Annotated in this window: 27 protein-coding genes; 2 read left to right on the top strand and 25 right to left on the bottom strand. The window is 36.3% G+C overall.

Translation table 11 applies throughout. From position 1 onward, the window contains the following. Positions 1 to 167: 167 nt before the first annotated feature. The 17 genes from ACKTTZ_RS01855 to namA form a co-directional block, all read right to left on the bottom strand. Entirely contained in the window at positions 168 to 887 is a 720-nt protein-coding gene (locus ACKTTZ_RS01855; RefSeq protein WP_156106423.1) for a hypothetical protein, read from the bottom strand. 106 nt (positions 888 to 993) lie between these two features. Further along, a complete protein-coding gene (locus ACKTTZ_RS01860) occupies positions 994 to 1,647 on the bottom strand; it encodes a hypothetical protein (RefSeq protein WP_034695091.1) in 654 nt (217 codons plus the stop codon). Between the two features lie 17 nt (positions 1,648 to 1,664). After that, positions 1,665 to 2,042 carry a hypothetical protein gene (locus ACKTTZ_RS01865; RefSeq protein ID WP_034695089.1) on the bottom strand — a complete coding sequence of 126 codons (378 nt, stop codon included), beginning with the start codon at positions 2,040 to 2,042 and terminating at the stop codon, positions 1,665 to 1,667. Next, positions 2,026 to 2,499: a LemA family protein gene (locus ACKTTZ_RS01870; RefSeq protein ID WP_407847081.1), complete on the bottom strand. Its 474-nt coding sequence runs from the start codon at positions 2,497 to 2,499 to the stop codon at positions 2,026 to 2,028. The genes ACKTTZ_RS01865 and ACKTTZ_RS01870 overlap by 17 nt, the downstream gene beginning before the upstream one ends. 86 nt (positions 2,500 to 2,585) lie before the next feature. Next, a complete protein-coding gene (locus tag ACKTTZ_RS01875; protein ID WP_407847082.1) occupies positions 2,586 to 3,368 on the bottom strand; it encodes a hypothetical protein in 783 nt (260 codons plus the stop codon). A gap of 68 nt (positions 3,369 to 3,436) precedes the next feature. Next, positions 3,437 to 4,207: a hypothetical protein gene (locus ACKTTZ_RS01880; protein ID WP_034695083.1), complete on the bottom strand. Its 771-nt coding sequence runs from the start codon at positions 4,205 to 4,207 to the stop codon at positions 3,437 to 3,439. Between the two features lie 3 nt (positions 4,208 to 4,210). Next, positions 4,211 to 4,798, bottom strand: a complete 588-nt coding sequence (locus tag ACKTTZ_RS01885; protein ID WP_156106422.1) for a hypothetical protein — start codon at positions 4,796 to 4,798, stop codon at positions 4,211 to 4,213. Between the two features lie 10 nt (positions 4,799 to 4,808). Then, the gene (locus ACKTTZ_RS01890; protein ID WP_034695080.1) at positions 4,809 to 7,601 is read right to left on the bottom strand and encodes an OmpA family protein; all 2,793 of its coding nucleotides are present in this window, start codon (positions 7,599 to 7,601) and stop codon (positions 4,809 to 4,811) included. Positions 7,602 to 7,612: 11 nt separating this feature from the next. Further along, positions 7,613 to 8,101, bottom strand: coding sequence for a DUF4280 domain-containing protein (locus ACKTTZ_RS01895; protein WP_034695078.1), 489 nt, complete (start codon positions 8,099 to 8,101; stop codon positions 7,613 to 7,615). Positions 8,102 to 8,130: 29 nt separating this feature from the next. Beyond that, positions 8,131 to 9,174, bottom strand: a complete 1,044-nt coding sequence (locus tag ACKTTZ_RS01900; protein ID WP_034695076.1) for a hypothetical protein — start codon at positions 9,172 to 9,174, stop codon at positions 8,131 to 8,133. 57 nt (positions 9,175 to 9,231) lie between these two features. Continuing rightward, positions 9,232 to 10,644 (bottom strand): phospholipase effector Tle1 domain-containing protein, encoded by a 1,413-nt coding sequence (locus ACKTTZ_RS01905; RefSeq protein WP_407847083.1) that lies wholly within the window; start codon positions 10,642 to 10,644, stop codon positions 9,232 to 9,234. Positions 10,645 to 10,678: 34 nt separating this feature from the next. Further along, positions 10,679 to 11,653, bottom strand: a complete 975-nt coding sequence (locus tag ACKTTZ_RS01910) for a DUF2931 family protein (RefSeq protein WP_407847084.1) — start codon at positions 11,651 to 11,653, stop codon at positions 10,679 to 10,681. Between the two features lie 61 nt (positions 11,654 to 11,714). After that, complete coding sequence (locus tag ACKTTZ_RS01915; protein ID WP_156106421.1) at positions 11,715 to 11,885, bottom strand: hypothetical protein; 171 nt, start codon at positions 11,883 to 11,885, stop codon at positions 11,715 to 11,717. 1 nt (position 11,886) lies between these two features. Continuing rightward, the gene (locus ACKTTZ_RS01920; protein ID WP_407847085.1) at positions 11,887 to 13,818 is read right to left on the bottom strand and encodes a type VI secretion system Vgr family protein; all 1,932 of its coding nucleotides are present in this window, start codon (positions 13,816 to 13,818) and stop codon (positions 11,887 to 11,889) included. A gap of 147 nt (positions 13,819 to 13,965) precedes the next feature. Further along, positions 13,966 to 14,370, bottom strand: coding sequence for a type VI secretion system tube protein TssD (gene tssD / locus ACKTTZ_RS01925; RefSeq protein WP_034695070.1), 405 nt, complete (start codon positions 14,368 to 14,370; stop codon positions 13,966 to 13,968). Between the two features lie 283 nt (positions 14,371 to 14,653). After that, the gene (locus ACKTTZ_RS01930; RefSeq protein ID WP_034695069.1) at positions 14,654 to 14,929 is read right to left on the bottom strand and encodes a DUF2752 domain-containing protein; all 276 of its coding nucleotides are present in this window, start codon (positions 14,927 to 14,929) and stop codon (positions 14,654 to 14,656) included. Positions 14,930 to 14,960: 31 nt separating this feature from the next. Then, positions 14,961 to 16,013, bottom strand: coding sequence for an NADPH dehydrogenase NamA (gene namA / locus ACKTTZ_RS01935; RefSeq protein WP_407847087.1), 1,053 nt, complete (start codon positions 16,011 to 16,013; stop codon positions 14,961 to 14,963). A gap of 100 nt (positions 16,014 to 16,113) precedes the next feature. Here namA and ACKTTZ_RS01940 point away from each other — a divergent pair, with 100 nt between their 5' ends. Then, positions 16,114 to 16,596: a cytidine deaminase gene (locus ACKTTZ_RS01940; protein ID WP_034695067.1), complete on the top strand. Its 483-nt coding sequence runs from the start codon at positions 16,114 to 16,116 to the stop codon at positions 16,594 to 16,596. Positions 16,597 to 17,146: 550 nt separating this feature from the next. Here ACKTTZ_RS01940 and ACKTTZ_RS01945 read toward each other — a convergent pair. Genes ACKTTZ_RS01945 through ACKTTZ_RS01980 form a run of 8 tightly spaced genes read right to left on the bottom strand, consistent with a single transcriptional unit; the run spans position 17,147 to position 21,551 of the window. Continuing rightward, positions 17,147 to 17,455 carry a barstar family protein gene (locus ACKTTZ_RS01945; RefSeq protein WP_407847089.1) on the bottom strand — a complete coding sequence of 103 codons (309 nt, stop codon included), beginning with the start codon at positions 17,453 to 17,455 and terminating at the stop codon, positions 17,147 to 17,149. After that, positions 17,452 to 18,075 carry a Zn-dependent protease gene (locus tag ACKTTZ_RS01950; protein ID WP_253317124.1) on the bottom strand — a complete coding sequence of 208 codons (624 nt, stop codon included), beginning with the start codon at positions 18,073 to 18,075 and terminating at the stop codon, positions 17,452 to 17,454. The genes ACKTTZ_RS01945 and ACKTTZ_RS01950 overlap by 4 nt, the downstream gene beginning before the upstream one ends. 41 nt (positions 18,076 to 18,116) lie before the next feature. Beyond that, positions 18,117 to 18,455: a GIY-YIG nuclease family protein gene (locus tag ACKTTZ_RS01955; RefSeq protein ID WP_407847091.1), complete on the bottom strand. Its 339-nt coding sequence runs from the start codon at positions 18,453 to 18,455 to the stop codon at positions 18,117 to 18,119. Positions 18,456 to 18,505: 50 nt separating this feature from the next. After that, complete coding sequence (locus tag ACKTTZ_RS01960) at positions 18,506 to 19,009, bottom strand: ribonuclease domain-containing protein (RefSeq protein WP_407847093.1); 504 nt, start codon at positions 19,007 to 19,009, stop codon at positions 18,506 to 18,508. 25 nt (positions 19,010 to 19,034) lie between these two features. Beyond that, positions 19,035 to 19,826 (bottom strand): NAD(+) synthase, encoded by a 792-nt coding sequence (gene nadE / locus ACKTTZ_RS01965; protein WP_253317126.1) that lies wholly within the window; start codon positions 19,824 to 19,826, stop codon positions 19,035 to 19,037. 12 nt (positions 19,827 to 19,838) lie between these two features. Continuing rightward, positions 19,839 to 20,372, bottom strand: coding sequence for a GNAT family N-acetyltransferase (locus ACKTTZ_RS01970; RefSeq protein ID WP_407847095.1), 534 nt, complete (start codon positions 20,370 to 20,372; stop codon positions 19,839 to 19,841). Continuing rightward, the gene (locus ACKTTZ_RS01975) at positions 20,369 to 20,899 is read right to left on the bottom strand and encodes a GNAT family N-acetyltransferase (protein WP_407847097.1); all 531 of its coding nucleotides are present in this window, start codon (positions 20,897 to 20,899) and stop codon (positions 20,369 to 20,371) included. The genes ACKTTZ_RS01970 and ACKTTZ_RS01975 overlap by 4 nt, the downstream gene beginning before the upstream one ends. Positions 20,900 to 20,912: 13 nt before the next feature. After that, a complete protein-coding gene (locus ACKTTZ_RS01980) occupies positions 20,913 to 21,551 on the bottom strand; it encodes a leucine-rich repeat domain-containing protein (RefSeq protein WP_407847099.1) in 639 nt (212 codons plus the stop codon). Positions 21,552 to 21,603: 52 nt separating this feature from the next. On the opposite strand from ACKTTZ_RS01980, the gene ACKTTZ_RS01985 reads away from it, so the two are divergent. Next, positions 21,604 to 22,587: a gliding motility protein GldB gene (locus ACKTTZ_RS01985; RefSeq protein WP_185103668.1), complete on the top strand. Its 984-nt coding sequence runs from the start codon at positions 21,604 to 21,606 to the stop codon at positions 22,585 to 22,587. Positions 22,588 to 22,722: the final 135 nt, after the last annotated feature.

The following is a 22,722-nucleotide window of genomic DNA, read 5'->3' on the forward strand; positions in this document are numbered from 1 at the left end:
TATAAAAATGCCGGTTCTTTTTGGACCGGCATTTATTTTTTTAAACTCTCGCAGATTTTGCTGATTGAGCAGATATTTTATTTTTCTAATGTTTTATTTTAGAGAGCAATGAGGAATCAACCAAGTGATTTGACTAAGCGAATGTCCTAATTTCTTTGCTATATTCTTTAGTTCAGGGAGATTTTATCCAGATCCGGATAGCCTGATCCTTTCAGAAGGTCTTTCCATTCTTTATTTTTGAATACGAAGAGATTGCAACGGTATTCGTCCGGTTTATTATCTATTTTGGTTTCGCAATAGTAATAGAGCATATCTCTGTTTCTCCAGATGGCCACTTCCTGTCTGAATTTATTATGAGTCTGAATGATCTCATTGTCTTTAACTTCAGATTCAAATCCTTCACGGATGGTATCAAAGCTAGGTTTCTGAAGTGTTTTATTCAGATTATCCAGGAGTGCTGTTTTTTCCTGCTCTGTATAGATATCAAGCTGATACATTCCCAGCTCATCTTCTTTTTCGTTAGCAAGCGGGCCTATTTCCTGATCTACTTTTCCAAAATGCAAAAGGACTTTATTGATATTTTTATTATTCTTTCCTTCTAAATCTATCCCGTTAAAATGTAATAATTCTTTTGATGAAAAAGCCAGCTTTTCATTTCCGATCAGCGTAACGTCAGTGGTACGTACAGCATCCTTAGCCGTTGCTCCGGCAGATTTTAGGATTTCATTGATATTTTGTCCTACAGCAACTTTAGCAAGATTGAAGGGTTCTGTCTGAGTACTTCCCTGTGTTTCAACTAAAGACTCAGTCTCTTTATTTTTCTGATGGCCGCATGAAGCAATTGCCAAACAGACCATTGGTATTACTATATATTTCAATCTTTTCATAATGTTAGTGTTAGTATGCAGTTATCAATAATAGAACAGAAAAAAATTGATTCAAGTATCCACAGATGCTTTTTTATTTATTGCTTTCTGTTTTCAAACCCTGTATTTAGTTCATATATTTATACCATGGAGAAGCAGGAGGTGTAGGATATTTCAATCCAAAAACTGCATTATTACGGTAAGCATCTTTAGTCACAGAAATGTATTTATTTCTTATTTTCCCATCATCTTCAATAGAGATACTTAATATGGAATAGTTTTTCCCGTCATCCCAGAAGAAAGAAGTAGGATAGGTAAAGGAATTTTTCTCATTTTGATTCCAAGACACTTTTTCCGGAGAAAGTTTTTTAAGCTTTTCAAAAATAGGTTTTACCAGTTTAGCATCTACTGTTGCTTTATCAGTAATAGAAGCGGTAGGATTCCCATTCTTTTTTACTATTTTTTCTACAAATTCCAAAGAATATTTTTCGGCAGCATTGGTGTCCAGAGCTCCTACTTTTCCTTTGTATACGGTAATCCTTGTACCCATGGTATGATCTAATGGTATATTTCCATAGGTTACTCCTTTGTTTTCATCAGCATAATATTGAATGATATCGGCTTTTGCAGCATCTTTCAGAAATAAGTCTTTGTTTTCAAAATCATACTTCTTGGCATCTTCACCTAAGGAAACGGATGACAGATCAAATGATTTATTTCCACAACAGATATTGATCAATACTACAAAAATCAATACCAGCACTCTTGCTTTTTTCATCATGTTATATTTTTCTAAAATTACTGATTTTGTCTTTCCTTAATTATTTTAGACCAATCACTAAACATTTTGGTGATAGTATTAGCATTGATTAAACTGAAAAAAAACATTCCCATAAGTATCGTAAGCCAGCAATAGGTCAGCTTCACTCCATTTTTATCGGTAATAAAGAAAAGGATAAATATGGTGAGTGTTCCTACTATAAATGTAAAAAGCAAAGTATACATCAATACATGAATGATGTACATATTGAATTTCAGCTTTCTAAAGATCCATCCTATCACTGCCATCGGAATAAGCAGCAAAATGGGTACTAACATCGCTCCGAAAATGGTTGCTTCCGGGTAAGCAGCTATTTTGTCTTCTAATCCGAAAAAAGTATTAAAACTGAACTCCATTATATTGTTTTTCAGAATCTGTTATTTCCAGTAGTGTTTTGTCTTTATATGCCAATATTTTTGCCAGTATCACATTGGGAAATTCATGAATTCCGATATTATAAAGATTTACACTGTCATTGAAAAATTCTCTTCTGTCTGCTATTTTGTTCTCCAGGTCGGAAATTCTTTTCTGCAGTTCAAGAAAATTATTATTAGATTTCAGCTCTGGATAGTTTTCGGAAACTGCAAAGAATGAGGAAAGCGCTTTTGAGGTTTCATTGGCAATCTCGGTTCTTTTATTGGCATCAGTACTGTTATTGTAAAAAGTTCTGAGCTCTGTAAGGCGGGAAAGAAGCTTTTCTTCATAGTTCATAAAGTGTTTGGCAACGGTGACAAGATTGGGAATCTCATCTGCGCGTTGTTTCAGCACTACATCAATATTTCCGTAGGCTTTATCAACATTAAATTTGAGCATGATCAACTTGTTGTACAGATTGATCAAAAAACTTATAATAACTACCCCAAGCAGGATAAGTAATATCATTGCAACAGTCTGATTCATTATTGTATAAGTATATAAATAATTATTAACAGGATAACTGAAAAGGTGAACATAAATGATCTCAACAATGGCTGATATTTATTCCAAACCGTAATTCCTGATGATGAAGTAATCCCGAGGATTTTATAATGTTCATCTTTTCTGATGAAAGGGATTCCGTTTCTGGAATCGGCATAGCCCACCAAAAGCATCTTCTGATCATCTTTTAAAAGAGTTTCTTTGTACCTTTTACTGCCATGGCTGCTTACATTGGTTTCTTCCAATAAAACCAGCTCTATTCCTTCCGGTTCTACTTCTATGATTCCTGTGTCATCTTTTACCCGGAAGACATTGCATTTCGTTTCCCTGTGAATGGTTCTGTAACTTTCTTTACCGTCTGAATCTCTGTCAATATCTTCAATGGTATAATAATATCCGATGCAGGATTCATTATTTACTGGTGAAAATAAGGGATTCATCACCATTAATGTTCCTTCAATCTCTGCCAGTCCTTTTGCTACAGAATGGATCTTAGAGGTTGGCAGTGAGGATTGCAGGCGTAAAAAACGTTTTGAAGCAGTAGGCTTCATTAAAACAATAAAGATGAAAACAAAAAAAAGTAAAGGAAAAAAAACGAGGGCTTTTTCCGCATAGCTGTCATAATTATTGGAAATTTCAGAAGCATATTCATGCAGCGGCATTCTATCTTTGAAAATAATCCACAGAATAAAATAAATAAAGCCTGCAGCAATTATTCCTAAAATACTATATGCAATGTATGGTTTTCCCTTTTTTACTTCCATCTATTTTATTCTAAAATCTGGTGGAAATATCTGAATTTTGTTTCAGTATTTCTTTCTATTAAAGATTGCTATATAATCTCAAACTCATCCTTCCCCTCTGGGATATAAAATGTTATGGGCAGAACTAATTCCTCCTCACTTTCCGGATTTTCCAGCCGTAATGCAGACATCATATCTGTACATTTTAACGCGGCCAACTTTCCATATGCTGAGTATTCTACCTGAATATCATCCGGAAGGCTCTGTGCTTTGTATCCATTCTGCATATCCGAAATGATACTCTGCATCCTGCCTTCTGCCTGGCTTTTGCTAAGATACATGGCTAAAGCGTTATTATTTTCTCTTTTTTGATATTGTGCTATGAACGAACTGTAATTGCCGCCATTAATCAGCTTTATAATTTCGTTATACTTTCTGATTAGTTTTTCTTTAACGTCAAACTTAACGTCTTTAAGGTTCATTCCGTTTTGCCATGCCTCCAATTTATAAGGTACATCTGCTTCAAATGTACTTGCATGTCCTATAAAAGGTATGTTTTTATCGGGTTTTTTGGTAAAATATTCATCAAACTGTTTTACAAAAGCGTATTCTCCGGAAGCCATATCATAGAGATTCACTCTGTATCTTATGTAAGAATCTTCGTGTAACTCCTGATGCCCGTCCATGGGAAGTCCTTTCACTTCAATCGTTTGTTTACCTCCTTCCAGAATAAGATGATTGATGGGAAAATCTGATCGGGTTTGTCCCTCAATACTCAATGAAATTAATTCCACATCATTAATTTTGATCTGAAATGAACACATTACCGCACTAAAATCTATTTCGTAATAAGGTTTCATTTTTTATTTTTTAGGATAAGCAAGGGTAAAACTGTCTAAGATGGAGAAAGTGCCGGCATCTGAAGAATTCTCCACTCTGGTTCCTTTCTTTACTACAATCAGTTTGGTATTGGTATATTTTGTATTGTCCTGTGTCAGTTCCTGAGTTTGGGTTAAAAATATCCATTTATTTTTAGCTGATGCATCCCAGAAATAAGCAATTCCTGTTTTATCAGTGGATCTTTTTTCCGGGTTACCATAGGTTTTAGTCAAATAATCAATCAGCTTTTTCCCTTCGTCTTCTTTAGCAAGGTTCAGTATAAATCCCAGATATTGATTATTCTGATAAGAGTTTACAAAAAGCGCAAGGTTGTTGTTGGAATAATCATATCCTTTGGGTACGGTATATTCGGAAAATGATACTGTTCCCAGCTTATAGTTTTTAATATCAGCCTGTTTATATGATAATAACCCGTAATTGGCTTCTGTTTCTTTTTCTCCCTTCGTAATATTATCCGATACTTTTTCATCAAATTTTAAAGATTCCAGATCGGTTTGTCCGTTGCAGGACACAATAGCCAAAAAGCTAAATAATAAGATAAGATTTTTCATTGTATGAATATTAATCATTTTTAATCAACGGAATATTTGCACTTATTCCAAATAAGGACTCTAATTCTTTTATCACATCAAAAGGAGGAATTACATTTTTAAAGTCCCCTTTAGCAATTTCATATTTCCCATTTCTGCTTTCCTCCACTTTATGTTTATTTTTTGCAATTTTAATAGCAAGACCTACACTTATTGTGACTACATATTGGGCATCAAGACCGTCAAATCCGAGAACAGGACGGTAATAAAGTCCTTTTTCATCATAGTTGATACCATGTCCATAGGTTATGGAAGCACTTCCAGATGCTGATGCTTCAAAATAAGCTTCTGCTTTTATAACAGCCAGTGAAACTTCTCCCTGAATTTTCACTCCTACTTTCAATTCCAGTTTAAGTTTACTCTTACTTGAGACTTTAAATTCGGAATCTTTGAGTTTTCCTGCCGTATTAAATTTAAATTCGGATTCCACTTCTATCGTACTGGAAATAATAAGGTCCATAAAGATATCAACGGATGCCTTAAAGCCTGCATTATCATTCCCTACATCAATTCCGGATTTCAGTTTTCCCTGAATTTCCTGATACAGTCTTGTTACTCCCGGCGCAGCTGTTCCTCCGCTTACCGCTCCGGAAATACCAAATACCAGAGCTCCCAGAAGATCAACTGTCATTTCCAGACCAATCAGCGGATTTGCTTTCAAACTTATAGCTACATCTGTACCAATAATGGCATTATTATCTTTAGGATGCTTTAAAAGCCAATTACCGGACAGCTCCATATTGGGAGGTTTCACGGCAAAACTTACCGGAATTCCCTTAGGAGAAATGGAACGTACTTTTCCTTTGGCCTGATTAAGAACTCCATCTGACAATGCTCCTATGGCAGCAAATGTATCATATATTTTTTTAAACTTGGTTTCGTATTGATATTTTAGCTCTTTTTCCTGCTGATCATTGTTCCATTTTGCCTTTAAACTAAATGCCAGTGAAGCGTCTTTTTGTTTCCATCTTTTTTCTGCTCCCATTTTGCCTGCTCTTTTCTGCAGTTCTTTATGTTCATGGGGATCCATATTCATCCACTTTACGCTAAGATCATTGGTAAGGTTCAGCGTAAAGCTCAAAGTCCAGTTGATATCCGGATAGGCTTTTATCAATACCGTGGTCCTTTTCTCATTGCTATAATATCTGCAGGTATGAACATGCAGATGAAACTGATTCGGATTTGTCCCTGCAGGCCAGATATATTGTATAGGAAGAGCATTAAATTGAGATAAATCTGAATATACTCCATAAGTAAAGGAAGGTGTGGTAAATGTTTTTACGGTATCTCCTTTATCGATTGCCTGTCCTACATCTACAACCTGAATCTGTTTTTTATGTTTTCCTTTACTATCCCTGAAACACTCATTGGTTTGAAAACCTGTGACATCAATGATCAGGTTTTTCTTTGTAGAGACATCTGGTGCTGTTACTTCATAATGGATGGTCTGTGCATCATGGGCATTAAAAACAAATGAGATATCTACTCTACGGTTATTTTCATAGTCTTTCTCATTTTTGTATTTGATATTGTCTCTTCCCATTTTATCATCGGTAGGATCTACTTCTCCTTTTCCTACTGAGATTATTCTTCTGGGATCTAATCCACCATCGGCAAAGAATTTTTTGACAACATCTGCTCTTCTTTGGGAAAGTCCTTTGTTGTAATTTTCTTTTCCTATGACACAGGCATAGCCGCTGAGATTCATGGTGGCATCTTTATGTTCCAGAAGGAATTTAAGGACATTATTAAGAACCGCAACGCCATCTTTATCAATGACTGTGGAATCAAATTTATAATAGATTGTTCTCTGAATATGTTCCTGAAGGGCAGCAGACTTTAACAGTTTGACACCGTTTCCATTGTCAAACACTTTAACGGTTGTATTGCTGGCTTTTCCGTCCTTGGTTTCATTTTCAGTAATCTTGATCACTTCAAACTTACAGGGCTCAAGTCTGACAGAGTTTACATCCGGTTTATAGACTTTGGTTGGCGTCTGGTTCTGTGCTCCATTGGTATTGGTAGTAGCCACTTTATTTTTTACATTCAGATAGATGGCATGAAGGTCATCACCCAATTTATCTTTAATGTATTGTTTGGAAGCAACATCTTTCACTTTAACATAGAATTCCTCTACATTCTGGATATTATCTACATAGGCCATCCAGGCGAAGGTATTTTCTATTTTCAGATTGACTTCACCATCGATTACCTGTACATTATTGTAGGTATGGACCAGTTTATCTGCTTTTGCTGTCTGCTGATTCCAAAGTTCGATACTGACTGTATTTCCATTCAGACCTTCTGTCATCAGGTTCAGGTGTACAATGTGTCCGTAGGAAATGTATTCGCTCTTTTTATTGTTTTTGATGCTTTTGCTGTTTTTCTGTGTAGACCATTTGCTGCTCACAATTTTGGGGTCACACCAGCCTTTTACAAATATCCCTGTGTTACTTTTAGTATCTCTTACTCCAGAAAGACTGGCTTCAATATAAAACTGATAGCTTCCACAGAACTGTTTGCCAATTAAAAATTTATATCCGGTAGCAGAAGTGATCTGATTGATGATAATTTTTTTGCTGCTGTTCTGCCTCATCCAGGTGAGAGGTTTCTTTTTGTCTGCATCTGTAGTTCCAGGCAGCCAATCATCAACCCCGAACTGTACCCACTGATCCGGCTTAATGGTAATCCTTTGTCCTAATACAGACATTTTGGGATAGTACAATCCGCTTACAACTTTTATTTTTTTAACGCCTTTTGCCATTTTCTTATCATTTAGATTGCACCATCCTGCCCTCCTCCTGAAGGCTGTTCGTTATACATTTCCTCGGAATCTACCAACGGATTGATCTGCTGCTGAACGTCTTTGTCAGCATTTTTAAAGTTCTGCTGGCTGGCTTCTGCTCTCTGCCCATGGTCTATAATCTCAATGCACGGCGTTCCGGCAATAGCACAAACGGCCTTGCTGTCTTCTACAATGATGTATCCGCCATTGCTGAGCTGTACTTTATCATAGAACTTCTGCCATTCTGTAACCATAATTTTGCATGGAGGTGGTGGCACTCCCATTTTGGTACAGTTTCCGAATGTATTTTTTTCAAATGTGGCGGCTCCTATTTCTTTCGTAGTGACGATCAGTTTTTTGGAAGCGCTTTTATCATTGGCATATTCTTTTTGATGTGTAAGTACTTTCAGCTTGTCCGGCATCTGCCCGAACTGGCATTTGCATAGGGCGCCCTGTACTACAATATGTTTTTCTGCCATATTAATTTTATCTTTAGTGAAATGGTAATTTAGTTTTCATCAATTCCTGAAACTGATACTGAAATCTTTTTCTCTTCCTGCAGCATGATACTGCATTCCAGGTAAAGAGATTCCGGAAGTGACGTTTCTCCTTTCAGATAACTTATGAGTCTGAAAGTTCCTTCTTCATTCATCACAGGGTCGTCTTCTATGATCAATGAAAAAGGTGATCTTCTTATAAAATCATCAATATTTCTTTCTTCATATAATTTTCCTGACCCTTCTATGGTGATCAGGCCTGTTTCCTGTTTTAACGGATCTGTTTCCAGTATCAATTTATAGCTGGGTTCAATCGCATTGTCTACTACAGGAAAGGTTGTTGTTATCTCTGTTTTAAATTCCTTTCCGAAACTTTGATATATTCCAAAGAATAAAGTACGGATGAAGTAATCATTTTTAAGGTAAAGACTGATCGCTTCAGACTGGCTGATTACTTTTTCAATCTTTCCGCAGTATTCGTCTACGGTTTCGCCTTCAAATTCTTTATATAATTCTTCTTTTACAGCGGTCCATCTTTTAGAAAATTCCTCAGCATTTTCTACTGTTTCAAATTTCCCATGTTCATCTGTGCTGATCTGTAAAGGATATAAAACCTTAGATGTTCTGTACGCCAGCAGATCTGCAATTTCATTCACTTCCTCTTCGTTAAGATAAAGGTTGGACGTTCTGTCTATCTCAAAAAAATGATGTCCTTTTTCTGTTTTCAGCCAGCGAACTGATGTTTCATATTTTAATTCGCTTTTATGTTCTCCTTTTTCAATGGTAATGACTACGCTGTATCTTCGCACTGAAGTTTCCGGCTGAAGAGTAAGACTGTTTCCTCTTCCGAATTTTACTAAAAGATTTTTATCTGCCACTGCAGTTCTCGGAACAAAAAGTTCTTTCTGCCCGTTAAGATTGATCAGAATCATATCCTTCACCGCACAGTGGTTATTATGGAAGTGTTTTAATGCATCTTTATCAAGTCCGTACAGCGAGGCTATACTTTTTAAAGTTTCATCTTTCTGGACGGTATGTATGTTATATTTCTGCATAAAATGTTCCTGCTTCAAATTCTTTCTTTGGATAGTATCTTTTTTAAAAATTTAATTCTAATGGATAACTCTTGTTCTGTTCGGTCTCGGATCCATACCGATCTTTTCCCTTCTTGCTGACCAGTGAAGGTAATGAAGACGAAGGAATCTCAAATCGTTCTGTTCTTTTACTTCTTTCTGATAAGCATCCTGACGGTTTTCCGGGACTTCGTTTCCACCATAGGCATCACGCAGTGCTTTAAAATGTTTGAAGGCATAAGGTTTGCCATTTCCCATCACATACGTTCTGAGACGGTCTTTTATTCCTATTAAAAACTGATCATTCAAAATGGAATATTTATCATCAGTCATTTTTTTTAAGATGATAGGAAGATTTTTCTCAATGCCGTATTCAGCCATAAAATGTAGAGGAATATAGCTGTAAGTTTTCAGCAGGTAACGGGATCCTCTCAATGATAAATAGAATCCGGGAGTAATGGTAAGCATATCTTTTTCATACCAACCTTCGGATACAAGTTCTGCTTTTAATGCTTCTAATTTGGAACTTGTTGTCCAGGACGTTTCAACCTCTTCCCATGTTTCCTGTCCGTTTTCATAAGCTCCTCCAACGTCACAGTGTACACCAGGAAATGTTTTTTCAGTTCCGATATGTACTCTTGTAAGGTCAAAGTTTTCTCTGTGTTCATTTTCTGCGATGAAGTGAACTACAGTCTGGGCTTTTCCGATATCGTTCAGGCTTAATTCTTCTACGTCATTGCTGAAATTGGGCATTGGTGACAGATATTTTGAATAAGAAGAAACGGTATCGTAAATTCCCAGAAATCTTACTTTCAACACATCTACTTTGAGTCCTGCTTCTTCGAGTTTAAGGCCAAGATGTCCCCATTTTGGAAGTTCTTCTGAACCAACACTTTTTCCATCATCATCGGAATATGTTGTCACTGAAACCGCTTCGTTGGCAACTGTGCGTGAAGTGGCTTTATATTTTGCTCTTCCGATTTCGTATACAAAATTACGGGCAGCAGCGGCTCCACGGCTGAAACCGAATACATCGAAAGTAAGAACCGCAATTTTATCAGCTTTTTTTTCTGCTTTAATGGTTTTCACCTTCTTTACAATCTCTTCACAGCCTTTTCTCACTTTTGCTCTGATTCCGGTATCTCCGGTTCCGAAAGCATATCCCAAGGTGGCATCTCCTTCTTTATCCTCTGTCCCAATTCCTTCTATATAAATCCCGAAATTTTTATCATAGTTGTCCCACATGCGGGCTACATTGCTCCAGTCATTGTTGTAGCTGGTGTTGTCTTCAGCTTTTCCGCCATGTTTTTTATGGGCATCCGTCCCTTTTTTTCTTTCATCTGTATTGGTTTTATTATTCAGGGTTCCGTCAAAAAAAATCCCAATGGTAATATCCAGTACTTCCTCTTTGGATACAGATGGTGTATAACTTCCAAATTGATTGTTGTGCATAGTTCTTGTTTTTAAATTGACTGATTGAATGCTATTATTCTATCTTTCCGGATACTCTGATTTTTGCTTTGGTAACGGCCCGTTTTTCTTTTTCAGATTCTAAAGACACTACAACTTTGGTATTATCTTCGTTGACTTTAATGGTCAGATCAATATTTTTGTCTTTTCCTGATTTCTGAAACAGATCAAATATTTCTTTGTCATCAAAAGCGTCTATCCATACTGCATATCTGTTGTTATTTTTATCTTTCCAGTAAAAACCACAAAATCTTGGTACAGCTCTGCTTTTATAGGTATTCTCTTTTAAACTTTGGTCAAAAAGATTTTCCTGTTCTCCGTTATAATTGGTAAAACCGAAATCGATCCACGTGGCTCCTTCAGGAAGCTCCACAGCAGGTTTCCAGTTGTATTTCTCTCTGTATACATTATAAATATCTGCTGCAGGATAGCCTTCTTTTTCAATTTTCTCACGGACTTCCGGCTTGAATGTCTTGTAAGAAGGATCTTTAAGCATTCTGTCTGCAAAACCTTCCTTCAACATATACTGAGCATTATCGTATGCTTTTTCTTTGGTAATAATGGTATCATGAGCCTGAAAAGCACCTATTTCTTTCTGGTTTCCGGGACCTTTCATCCAAAGCACTACTCTTCCCTGCGGAGCTAGTCCTACCACAAAGGAATTGTAAGTGGATTTCTTTTTCGTATCCTGATCTACAAATCCTTCATCAAAAAGGCTTTTTATCTTTTCTTTATCCAGATTCCATTTTCCGGTGTAGAATTTATTTTCTACCAGAGAATACCACGTGAATTCCAGCTCATGCGGAGCATCCATTCTTTCGGTATTGACGTTCATGGTTCCTCCTTCTTTTCCCCAACCTGTATTCTGTGTTCCCCAGATGGCATCAAAGCCGTACGTAAAATCATCGGCAACAATAGCTCCTTCATATACTTCCATCGGGTATTCCTGCGGTGCAGAAACGGTTCCCAGCCAACTGTATTTTTCTTCCATTTTTTTATTCTGACAATTCGTTAATGAAAAACACCCTATTAAAAGAATCAGCAGGTTGTGCTTACTTATGACCATGGGACATAATCTTCTTGTTACTTGCTAAAACCAGGTTATCTCTATGTGCTTCCACATTGATTTTCTTTGCTATTTTTTCAACCTTTTTTCCTACGCTCAGATGGTAAGAATCTTTTACTGTAATTCGCAGATTGGTTGCTGTTTTGATGATCGCCATATCAGAAAAGTTTTGATTTTTCAGCACTGTTGAATTCTACGATCTTTCCGCTCTGCATGGTCATATTTTCCAGTTCGCTGAACATGGAAATTTCCCCTGCTATCTCGTTGGATGTTTCAGACTGTCTTTTGAATTCTTTTTCAATCATTTCCGTTCTGGTGTCGGAACTTTCTGTAATGTCTCCGGAAGCGGTAAGTTTCATATCTTTTCCTGCGATGGAAACAATATTATCATTCGCAGTACTGGTAATACTTGCTCCTGCTCCTATTGAAATTTCTTTTCCTGCAGTGATGTTGATATTGTCGCCTGCATTTAAAGTAAAATTTTTAGGGGCTTTCATGCTTATATTTCCCTGTCCGTCCATGTAATAGGTATTTCCGCTTGGATCAAGGATGGTTACGCTTCCTTCTTCATCATTCATCAGAATCCTGATTCCGCTTCTGGTCTGGATGGATTTCAGGTGATTGTTCACCCCACCTCCTAAAGCAATTCCTCCATGGAACATTCCTCCCATTACGAAAGGTCTGTCGGGATGGCTGTGTACAAAATTGATCATCACCTGATCTCCAACTTCCGGAATGGCCACGTAGCCGCGGTTTTGGGTAATCTGATCTGTTCCTCCTGCATCAGGGCTCATCATACGGATAAAGTGAGTGGTATCATTGGTCTGCCAGTCGAATCTCACCTGTATTCTTCCCTGTCCTTCAGGATCTGTATTGGAAATTACGGTGGCTGTCTGTGGCTCAGCCTTCGGAAGGGTGTACTCTGGTTTTGGAAGAAACCCTGTATCTGCCGCAATTCCTACAAAACTTCCCTTGTAATGACCGATGGTATCAATTTCATGTTCTGCTTCGGTAATCATAATCCTGGTGAAATAAGAGGTTTCATTGGAATCCTGTTTACGCATCTGGACATCTGCTACGCAACCCGGATGCAGGAAAGGAACTGTTGTATTTCCTGAAACAGAAAAAACGTTGACCGCTTCACTTCCTGAGGCACTTTTCTGAGAATATTCAACATCCAGGTGGGTGGTTGCCTTGATGGGAGCCATCTGTAAGGCCGGAGTTTTATAAATAGAGTCGTTATGACTGTAAGCTGTTTTCGCCAGGTCACTCACATGCTTGATGGGTGTTGTCCCGGAAGTAAGCTTTTCGTTTTTATTGCTGTTGTATCCGTAAAATTGCGGCTTGGTATGTACTGCTTTCAGCTCAACTTTTATTTCATTGGCACTGCTTCCGTAGGTAAGAATAATAGGTTTATTCTGAGCGGGAAGCTTTCCGAAATGTAAAACTTCACCATCATAGTAAAATTGTTCACTATAGGCCTCAGCCATTCTTGCCAGATAATTATAATGTGTTTCATCATACTGACTGCTATAGATAATCTGAGAAAAGTTATTGGCATCTACTCTGACATCAAATCGGCTTTTATCAATTCCCTGTTTGATTACTTCTTCAGCAATAATTCCTACGTTGACTGATTGATTACCTCCAAAACTCTGGATATGCGGTGCTCCGTCAAGAAGGATGGTAGGGCTAAAACCTGTAAGCACAATATTTCCTAAGCTCATATGCTCCTGACTGAATCCTACTCCGGTAATTACTCCTACAAAGGTTCTCTCCGGGCTGTTGTCAATATCTTTGTAAGAAATAACGGCTGTAAGTCGTTTTCCAAGGAATTTATTGGCTTCTTCCAATGAATGGGTCTGTCTGTCTCCCAGAGTATCGTGTGCCAGTGTCAGCGTAAATTCGTGATGTCGTCTGGTACTTTGCTTAAGCTTGAAATGCTTATAGTACTTGATAATTTTCCCTTCTATGACAAGAGAGAGTTTTACCAGACGGTTGATACCTGTGTGATGGTTTTCGGAAATACCATCTGCATTCTGCGTCGGACGAAAAGACGTCGCTTGTGAGTTTCCAGGTGTATTTGACATATTTTTAGTGATTTGATTAGTTTTCTAAACGATTATTCAACAGAAAGAGAGTTTAAAAATGAAAACAAAAGATCCTGCAGAATATAGTCTTAGGTAAAAAAAGACCGTCTTATAAGGACAGTCTTTTATTTCTTACTCATGAAAGACTTAGCTCATTGGCCAAAGTCCGTCATAAGATGAATTTCCATACGTAATGCTTTCAGCACTTATTACAAAGCTGATCAGCATATTATTACTATCAATGGCATCGAAGTCTACTTCATGCTGGATTACATATCCGTTTTCCCATTTCAAAGAAATCAGTGTTCCTTCTTCATGAGATTTATTAAAGTTGATTTCTCCGCTTGTTGGTTTATATTTACTGTTTAATAAACTTTCTAACACATCAGATTTTTCTGTTGCTTCAATTGTTACTTTGATCAATGCGTTTGACGGGTCAGATGCTACACGTCCTGAAACATCTGTAGATCTTGACACGCTATAGTTAAGCTTTAACAACTTCTGACCTTCACCTCCATTGAATTTTAAGATTCCTCTTGAATTTCCTGCCATATTCTTAAATTTTAATCATTAACGACTCTTCCCTGATATAGGATTTATATAACAAAGATAGAGTTCATGTTCTAATTTAAAAAGTTTTTAGGGCACTGTTTCAGAAATTGTAGTAGTTCTACGACATTTTAAAATTCTATCCAACAAAATAATACAGGAATTTTAATCTAAGAAATCATATTTTATATTAAAATTTTTCTACACAAACTCCCATTAATCCATACAAGACAGAAAGTCAAAACACAAAACAACACTCACAACCAAATACTTAAACTCTTATAATTTAATGTTTATATATATACCCTGCTACCATAATAATAAGATTAACAATCACTAAAATCATTAAAATATTACCGTATTTTCTTTTTTTATCGATGAAACTCGCGCCAAGGATCAAAAAGAATAACAATAAGGTGTATACCGCCGGATACATTTGAAAAGCTTCTGAAAATTTCCCTTCAAATACCAATACGATTGCTCTCTGTGCACCACAGCCCAGACATTCTATCCCTAAAAACTTTTTACTGGGACAGGTAAGCATAAAATCATTGATATCCATTTCTGTTGTTTTTACAGATTATTTGTGGTCATTAAGTAGAGATTTTGGCTCTGGTATACTGGTGTGGGAAAAAGCAGTCTTCTTTCATTTCAAAAGATCCCTGAACAGCAATATAAGGATTTCTCAGAATCTCTCTTGCTACAAAAATAAGGTCAGCATCACCTTTATCAAGGATTTCCTCAGCCTGTGGTACGCTGGTAATCAAACCTACTGCTCCTGTCTTCACTCCAGCCTCATTTCTTACCTGCGAAGAAAAAGGAACCTGATACCCATCGAAAACTGAAATTTTCGCTCCATGAATATTTCCACCACTGGATACATCTACAAGATCTACGGAATGTTCTTTTAAAATTTTTGCCAGTTCTACGCTGCTATGAATATCCCAGCCATTGTCTGCATATTCCGTTCCTGAAATTCTTACAAAAAGGGCTGTATTTTCATCCAGTTCTTCGTTAACGGCATCTATAATTTCGATCAGAAATCTGATTCTGTTTTCAAAGCTTCCTCCATATTCATCTGTTCTGATATTGGAAAGCGGCGACAAAAACTGATGAATCAGATATCCGTGAGCTCCGTGAATTTCGATGACATCAAAACCTGCTTTTAAGGCTCTTCGGGCAGCTTTTTTAAAATTCTGAATGATGTCCTTCACCTCATCCGTACTCAATACATGCGGAATTCTTTCCGTAGGATGATAAGGAATAGGGCTTGGAGCTACAGTTTCCCAACCTTCCTCCACAGGAATTTGTATATTATTCCAGGTTGACCCTTTTCTTCCGGCATGAGCCAGCTGAATTCCTATTTTACTTTCTGAGTTTTTATGGACAAATTCTACAATTCTTTGTAATTTCTCTGCCTGTTCATCATTCCAGATTCCCATGCAGTGATTGGTAATTCGTCCTTTCGGTTCTACTCCTGTAGCTTCTACAATCAAAAGACCTGTACCGCCCTGAGATCTGCTTCCGTAGTGTACAAAATGGAAGTCGTTTGCTTCTCCGTTTTCACAGGAATACATGCACATAGGTGACATGACCCATCTGTTTTTCAACTCTATATTCCTGAATTTTATTGGTGTGTATAACATTTTTGCTCTTAAAAAAATTGAACTTTTTGCCGGGAGAATAAAATATTGCCCACTTCATTAAAAAGAACTAATTTCACCCCCCTTTTTTAGTTGACAATATATGAAAAAAGACATACAGATCAGTTACGAATATTTTAAAAATAGCAGTGAGCTGAGTGATATAGAAAATAAACTATTTGAAAGAGCCAAAGAGGCTCGTGAGAATGCTTATGCACCTTATTCTCAATTTTTGGTAGGATGTTCCGTGTTATTGGAAAACGGAGAAATCTATTCCGGAAACAACCAGGAAAATGCCGCTTATCCATCAGGACTCTGCGCAGAAAGAACAACTCTTTTTTGGGTCGCTGCCAATTTTCCGGATGTGAAAATAAAAAAGATCTTTGTTGTAGGTGGTCCTAAAGAGTTTCACGAAAAAAATCCACCGATTCCTCCTTGCGGAGCTTGTCGCCAGAGTTTGATTGAATACGAAACCAAGCAGAATGAGAATATTGACCTTTATTTTTCAAGTATGAATGAAGAGGTTGTAAAAGTAAGTGCAGTAAAAGATCTGCTTCCTTTTTATTTTGATTCTACGTTTTTGTAAGAAAAAGCAAAAAGAATGCTACGGCAAAAAACACAAATCTATTTTTAGACTTTATGGCTTGATATTAAGTTTGTATTTTCTATTGCCAGATTTGTATAATAATATTTAGTTTAAAACCTGCAGTAATTCTGTAGGTTTTTTTATTGCTTTTTGTTGGAAATACGCAAGGATGCAAGGTTTTTTTTGAGTTCTAAGTATTTTTAAGGCGCAAGAAAATCAGAGATTTTAAGTAGGGTAAAAGTATTTTTCATTACAATAGAAAATGTATTTCTAAATTTTATCGAAGATAAAATCTTTGCGCCTCTCAACATCATATATTTTACAATTTTTGCGTCCTTGCGTTTTACCAACATTAAAACACTCGCAGATTATACAGATCTTCACATTGACTAGTCCTAAATAAACGCTACAGTTAAATAAGATAAGAAACCTAACAGGTTTTGGAAACCTGTTAGGTTTGTATGTTAAAGAATAAAGATTTGAATGCTATAGAATAAGGATCAGCATAAAAAAAGCTGTTTCATACGTTGAAACAACTTTTTTATTATTATTATTCAGATTCTACATCCTCATCGTCTTCATCTTCGTACTGCTCGAGATAGTAGCTAAAGCTGAAGTCTTCAACCTCTTCTTCCGCATCTTCCAGCGTGGTCAGCAAGTCTTCAAAAATCTCAAGCTGATCTACAGTCATGTTGACAAATTCTAAATGGAGTGGCATTTCCAGATCACCGGTAATGGTATCAAAAAGTGCATCAAGATTATCACCAAAATGCTCCGGAAGCTGGATTTTTTCCTTTAGCTGGGCGTAAAAATCTTCATAGTCACCTATGTCTGTAAAATCTATATATACTGTCTTCATATTGAATTAAATTTCCAATTTTTATTAATTAAAAAAGTTTTGCATTTTTTGCAGAAATCCGTTTCTTCATTGGTTGGATTCTTACCTTCTGCATCTCTCATAAAACACATTTTTTCCGGGCAATGTGGCAGCCCTTGTGTATGACCAAGCTCATGAATGGCTATTTTGTAAAACTGTTCATCCCGGTTTTCTTTGCTCAATCTGAAATTTGAAGCCACGCAAGCTTTTCCTGGCCTATACCCCAACCCCATGATTCCAAAGTCTTTTATCTTTCCTCTGGTAGCACTGATATCCTTTGCTGTAAGACCAATGGTAACAAAGCCTTCTTTTGTTTCCTTATTCAAAAATTTAATGATTGAATCAGCTCTATACCGGTTTCTCTCTTTATAATAAGTATTTTCAGGAAAGTCTATCGCTGCCAGAACTTTTACGTTCGGATATACATTTTTTATTCCTTCAGCTACTTTTGCTACAGTTTCATGATTAATATCTTTAAATGGCTGTATGAGGATTGTTATGGCTGGTTTTTCTACTTTTTCCTTTACCTCATTCTTCTTTTCCGAACATGAAAGCATCAGAAATAAGATGATGGTAAAGTAAAAAAGGCTATAATTTTTCAAAATTAAGATTTATAATAATTACAATGCAAATTATACATTGGTCATTGCGAGGAGCTATGCGCCGAAGCAATCTCAAAAACATCCATAATACTTTCAATATCACCTGTAAGGTCTTTCCAATCAGGATTTATACTATTGATTAAATCCAGTTTCTTTTGTCCTGAACCTGCTTTTATTTGTTTTTCTCTACATATAGCATCTCCAATTTCCTGAAAGGATTCCCAATACACAAGTATATACAAATTATATCTTGAAGTAAAACTTTGAGAATAATAGGACTCCTTATGCTGTTGAACACGTTTGGGCAGATTTGAAGTAATTCCTGTATAAAGAGTAGTATGGTTTTTATTGGTCATGATGTAGACAAAACCCGCTTTCACCTGTGATTCTTTTTAGAGATTGCTTCGTTACTCCGTTCCTCGCAATGACATTACTGCTTTTCAAAACTTTTATAATGGTTTTTCGTAAGGTATACATCGCCATTTTGAGTATAGATGATACGATCAGCATTTCTTCCACCACAATGATAGTTTACATCTGCTTCAAAGTACCGTTCTCCATCCGGCAAAAGTCCTTCCCTGTTTCCGAATTTATCTCCACCAATCGCTTTTCCGGGAAGTACATCACACAAATTTCCTTGGGAAGGGTTCCAGCCTTGTTTTCTTGCTTCATTTTTGGTGATATAATAATCCGGAAGTTTATGATTTTGCTTTACATAGCTGATTACCGTTTTTTCTTCTGTAAGCTGATCTATAGAAACCTGAGCAGATGAATTCCCTTCTGAAGAAGTACTTCCGTAATTTACTGTTTCTTTTTTTGCAGAATCTGGCTGATCTTTCTTGTCTTCAATAAAATTCCTGTAGACATACATTACAGACATTCCGAAAAGAAGCCCCAGACATATAAAAAACACAGATCTTATTTTACCGTTCATAGCTATTATTTAATGTAACACTATTTTAAGCTCTCCACTCTTCAGGGATATCACAAACCGGAATAGGATCCATTTTATGTTTCGCAGCTTTATGCATTCTGTCGAAGATTAAGAATACTTCCTTATCTCTTCCTTCGTAATCATCGGCTGTTTTAGTTCCGTATTCTTTCTGTATTTTTTCCAGTTCCGGATAAGTAGCTCCAATCTGCTGCTCATCTGTTCTGTCCACATCCCAAAGCCCATCCGTAGGAATTGCTTCCTGGATGCTTTTAATTAAATTCAGTCCTGTGGCAAGTTTATATACTTCAGTTTTATAAAGGTCTGCAATTGGAGAAACATCTACTCCACCATCACCATATTTTGTATAAAAACCAATCCCGAAATCCTCCACTTTATTTCCTGTTCCACAGACCAAAAGTCCGTTCAGCTGTCCATAATAATACAGTGTAAGCATTCTCAAACGGGCTCTTGTATTGGCAAAAGCTAATTTTTCATTAGGATAAAGATCATCATTTACATCAAAAGTTTTGTAAAGTTCCTCAAAAGCAGGTGTCAAATCTACTGACATGGTTTCTACATTAGGAAATCTGGCTTTAAGGTCATTCATATGATCCACTGCACGACCTACCTGATCTGCTTTCTGACGGATGGGCATCTCTATCAATAATGTTTTCAGCCCGGTCATTGCTGCCAGTGTAGAAACTACCCCGGAATCTACTCCTCCGGAAACCCCGATTACATATCCGTTTACTCTTGCTTTTGCTGCATAATCTTTTAACCAGCTTACAATATGATCTATCACTTTTTGTGTCTGCATCGTTTATCTTTTTTAGTCTATTCCAAATTCCTGAGGGTATTTCACCACTCCTTTTTTATCTTTTAATCCGTCTTTTACCAATTCTATTGCCATTCCATTTTCTTCCGGAATATCAAACGGAAAAGAGATCCCAAAATTACTCGTTTTTTTGTAACCAAAGCGTGGATAATATTTTTCGTGCCCGATCAATATCACCGATTCATATCCCAATTCTTCCGCAATCCGATGTCCTTCAAGAATCAGTTTCGCTCCGATTCCCTGATTCTGAAACTCAGGTTTTACGGAAACAGGTGCCAAGGCAAGAGAATCAAACGATTCGTTGTCATTGACAATTTTAATTTTCGTAAACAGAATATGTCCGGCAATTGTACCCTTTTCATCTTCTGCTACCAAGGATAATTCAGGGATAAAGGCTTCAGATTTCCTCAATTTTTCTACCAGAAACTGTTCCTGATGATCACTGTGTTCCATTTCCCTGAAAGCTTCTTCCGTAAGTTGAAAGACCTGTTGATGATCTTTTTTTTCTTCCTGTCTTATTGTTATCATTTTCTATTGTATTTTTCACGCTTCAGTTCATACCAGAAGCAAATTCCATCCGGTTCTTCAAACTCCCCGGTTTTTTCAAACCCTAATTTTCTTAAAATATGATTGGAGGCATCATGTTCAGAATGTGCATAGGCATAAATGACTTCTGCATTTAAATCATTAAAGCCATAATTCAGAGAAGCTTTTCCTGATTCTACAGCATATCCTTTTCCCCAAGATTCAGGAAGGAAACGATATCCCAGTTCCAATACATTTTTGTAACCATTCGTTTCATGAGTCAATAATTTTAATCCGCTCCATCCTATCAAAAGTCCGCTTTCTTTTTCCACAACACCCAGTCTTCCCACTCCATTTTCTTCATATTGCTTCTGAATCATGCTGATAACATTTTTTGATTCATTAACATCTGCCAAAACCGGAACACCAATATACTTCATAACTTCAGGATTGGAATCCAGCAGAAATATACGTTCAAAATCTTGATCTTCGAGTTTTCTTAAAATCAGTCGCTCTGTTTCTATTTTCATAATCATTTAGTTTTTATTCTTCTGCACCAAAAATAGTGACATCTGTCTTTGTGCCTTTCTTTATATCTGTTTCTTTCATCTTATTCCCCATTATATTAAGGGTTTGTAAGGCCGGATTACCGGAAATATCAATTTTTTGAAGCTTATTATGTTCCAGATTCAGTTTTCTTACTGTTTTAAACTGAAGCAGATCTATTGTCTTTAATTGATTTAAAGATAATGTTAATTGGTCAATTTTTGGAATTCCTGCCAGCGAAATGTTTTCCAACAGATTATTATCTAAATATAATGCAGTTAAATTCTTAAGATTTTCGGCTTTGAATGAAGAGATTTTACAGCCTGTACACGAAAATAATTCAAGCTGATCCAGATGGCTGACCATTATATTAGAAATCACATTATCATCCAGAACAATCATTTTTACATTTTTAAAAAGATACAGATCATCTGTGGAAGTAATTCCTTTCTGAACAAGGAAAAGATTGGTAACCATTCCTGCTTCCTGGGATTCAAGTATTCCGTTTTTATTCAGATCAAAATTTCCCAGTACTGCTTTTTCAAAATTTTTATCTTTAAACTCAAGCTTTTGTCCAAAGAAAAAAGAAAGTCCCAAAATAATAAAGATAACTGTAAATATTTTAATTTTCATCATGAATTGTGCATTTAATCCTTATTTTTGTCAACTTAAATTCTATGTAAAAATAATGAAGATTTTTAGATATATTGCACTTTCTTCTCTTCTGGCTGCCGGACTTATTTCCTGCAAAAAAGAACCTGAAAATCAATGGAAGGTAGAAGTAAAACAAACTGCCGAAAAAGTTGACATCACAGATATTTCCAAAGAATTCTATAATCCGAATATTCCATTGGATCAGTTTAAAGCTCAATTCCCATGGTTTCAGGGAAGTGTTTCTGATGCCGATTTCGGAAAAAGAAGAGCGGATGCAGAAGAGATAAAAATCTACAAGGAAGCTATTGGAAAAATAGATCAGGCAAAGCTTCAAACGGAGCTTCAAAGTTTATTTTCCCATATTAAATATTACTTTCCACAGTTTAAAAACCCAAAAGTATATTTGTTCTCATCTGCTTTGCAGATGATACAGGATCCAATATTTTATGATGAAAAAGGTAATCTTTTATTCATAGATGTTACCGGTTTTATGGGAGACGGAAATGCCAATTATAAAGGATTGGAATTGTATTTCCAGAAGTCGATGAACCCACAGAATATTGTTCCGAAGGTATCACAGCTTTTTGCAGAAAATATTGTCACAGAATCTCCTGATCACCAGAAATTTATTGATCAGATTATTCTGAACGGAAAAGTAATGATTCTTCAGGATGCTTTTCTTCCGGATACGCCTGATTATCTGAAAATGAATTATACTCAGAAACAGTATGAATGGGCAACAAGTAATGAAGCCAATATCTGGAATTATTTTGTAGAAAGCAATCTGATCTTCGGAGATGATCCAAGATTGGGAGAACGTTTTATTTCACCTGGCCCATTCTCGAAGTTTTATACAGAAATTGACAATGAATCTTCCCCACAAATCGGAATTTTTACGGGATGGCAGATCTGTAAAGCATATTTGAAGGAAAAACCTGAAACGAAGTTAACAGAATTCTTAAAAATGGATGCAACCACAATTTTTAATCAATCAGGATACAAACCAAAGTTAAAATAATTCTATAAAATCAAATATTTAAATCCTTTAGTGTAAGCTAAAGGATTTTTTTTAACCATGATTTTAACTTTAATAGTCCATTTCCTGATGAAGATAATTTTGTAGAAGCTTTGGATAAGCTGAAGAAGTATTAAC

The sequence above is a fragment of the Chryseobacterium sp. KCF3-3 genome (genome assembly GCF_045865955.1).
In the GTDB taxonomy this organism is placed as follows: Bacteria; Bacteroidota; Bacteroidia; order Flavobacteriales; family Weeksellaceae; genus Chryseobacterium.

Excerpts from the sequence above, each read along its gene's own strand:
- ACKTTZ_RS01855 (WP_156106423.1), bottom strand. The coding sequence starts at position 887 with ATGAAAAGATTGAAATATATAGTAATACCAATGGTCTGTTTGGCAATT.
- ACKTTZ_RS01860 (WP_034695091.1), bottom strand. The coding sequence starts at position 1,647 with ATGATGAAAAAAGCAAGAGTGCTGGTATTGATTTTTGTAGTATTGATC.
- ACKTTZ_RS01865 (WP_034695089.1), bottom strand. The coding sequence starts at position 2,042 with ATGGAGTTCAGTTTTAATACTTTTTTCGGATTAGAAGACAAAATAGCT.
- ACKTTZ_RS01870 (WP_407847081.1), bottom strand. The coding sequence starts at position 2,499 with ATGCTCAAATTTAATGTTGATAAAGCCTACGGAAATATTGATGTAGTG.
- ACKTTZ_RS01875 (WP_407847082.1), bottom strand. The coding sequence starts at position 3,368 with ATGGAAGTAAAAAAGGGAAAACCATACATTGCATATAGTATTTTAGGA.
- ACKTTZ_RS01880 (WP_034695083.1), bottom strand. The coding sequence starts at position 4,207 with ATGAAACCTTATTACGAAATAGATTTTAGTGCGGTAATGTGTTCATTT.
- ACKTTZ_RS01885 (WP_156106422.1), bottom strand. The coding sequence starts at position 4,798 with ATGAAAAATCTTATCTTATTATTTAGCTTTTTGGCTATTGTGTCCTGC.
- ACKTTZ_RS01890 (WP_034695080.1), bottom strand. The coding sequence starts at position 7,601 with ATGGCAAAAGGCGTTAAAAAAATAAAAGTTGTAAGCGGATTGTACTAT.
- ACKTTZ_RS01895 (WP_034695078.1), bottom strand. The coding sequence starts at position 8,101 with ATGGCAGAAAAACATATTGTAGTACAGGGCGCCCTATGCAAATGCCAG.
- ACKTTZ_RS01900 (WP_034695076.1), bottom strand. The coding sequence starts at position 9,174 with ATGCAGAAATATAACATACATACCGTCCAGAAAGATGAAACTTTAAAA.
- ACKTTZ_RS01905 (WP_407847083.1), bottom strand. The coding sequence starts at position 10,644 with ATGCACAACAATCAATTTGGAAGTTATACACCATCTGTATCCAAAGAG.
- ACKTTZ_RS01910 (WP_407847084.1), bottom strand. The coding sequence starts at position 11,653 with ATGGAAGAAAAATACAGTTGGCTGGGAACCGTTTCTGCACCGCAGGAA.
- ACKTTZ_RS01915 (WP_156106421.1), bottom strand. The coding sequence starts at position 11,885 with ATGGCGATCATCAAAACAGCAACCAATCTGCGAATTACAGTAAAAGAT.
- ACKTTZ_RS01920 (WP_407847085.1), bottom strand. The coding sequence starts at position 13,818 with ATGTCAAATACACCTGGAAACTCACAAGCGACGTCTTTTCGTCCGACG.
- tssD (WP_034695070.1), bottom strand. The coding sequence starts at position 14,370 with ATGGCAGGAAATTCAAGAGGAATCTTAAAATTCAATGGAGGTGAAGGT.
- ACKTTZ_RS01930 (WP_034695069.1), bottom strand. The coding sequence starts at position 14,929 with ATGGATATCAATGATTTTATGCTTACCTGTCCCAGTAAAAAGTTTTTA.
- namA (WP_407847087.1), bottom strand. The coding sequence starts at position 16,013 with ATGTTATACACACCAATAAAATTCAGGAATATAGAGTTGAAAAACAGA.
- ACKTTZ_RS01940 (WP_034695067.1), top strand. The coding sequence starts at position 16,114 with ATGAAAAAAGACATACAGATCAGTTACGAATATTTTAAAAATAGCAGT.
- ACKTTZ_RS01945 (WP_407847089.1), bottom strand. The coding sequence starts at position 17,455 with ATGAAGACAGTATATATAGATTTTACAGACATAGGTGACTATGAAGAT.
- ACKTTZ_RS01960 (WP_407847093.1), bottom strand. The coding sequence starts at position 19,009 with ATGAACGGTAAAATAAGATCTGTGTTTTTTATATGTCTGGGGCTTCTT.
- nadE (WP_253317126.1), bottom strand. The coding sequence starts at position 19,826 with ATGCAGACACAAAAAGTGATAGATCATATTGTAAGCTGGTTAAAAGAT.
- ACKTTZ_RS01970 (WP_407847095.1), bottom strand. The coding sequence starts at position 20,372 with ATGATAACAATAAGACAGGAAGAAAAAAAAGATCATCAACAGGTCTTT.
- ACKTTZ_RS01975 (WP_407847097.1), bottom strand. The coding sequence starts at position 20,899 with ATGAAAATAGAAACAGAGCGACTGATTTTAAGAAAACTCGAAGATCAA.
- ACKTTZ_RS01980 (WP_407847099.1), bottom strand. The coding sequence starts at position 21,551 with ATGATGAAAATTAAAATATTTACAGTTATCTTTATTATTTTGGGACTT.
- ACKTTZ_RS01985 (WP_185103668.1), top strand. The coding sequence starts at position 21,604 with ATGAAGATTTTTAGATATATTGCACTTTCTTCTCTTCTGGCTGCCGGA.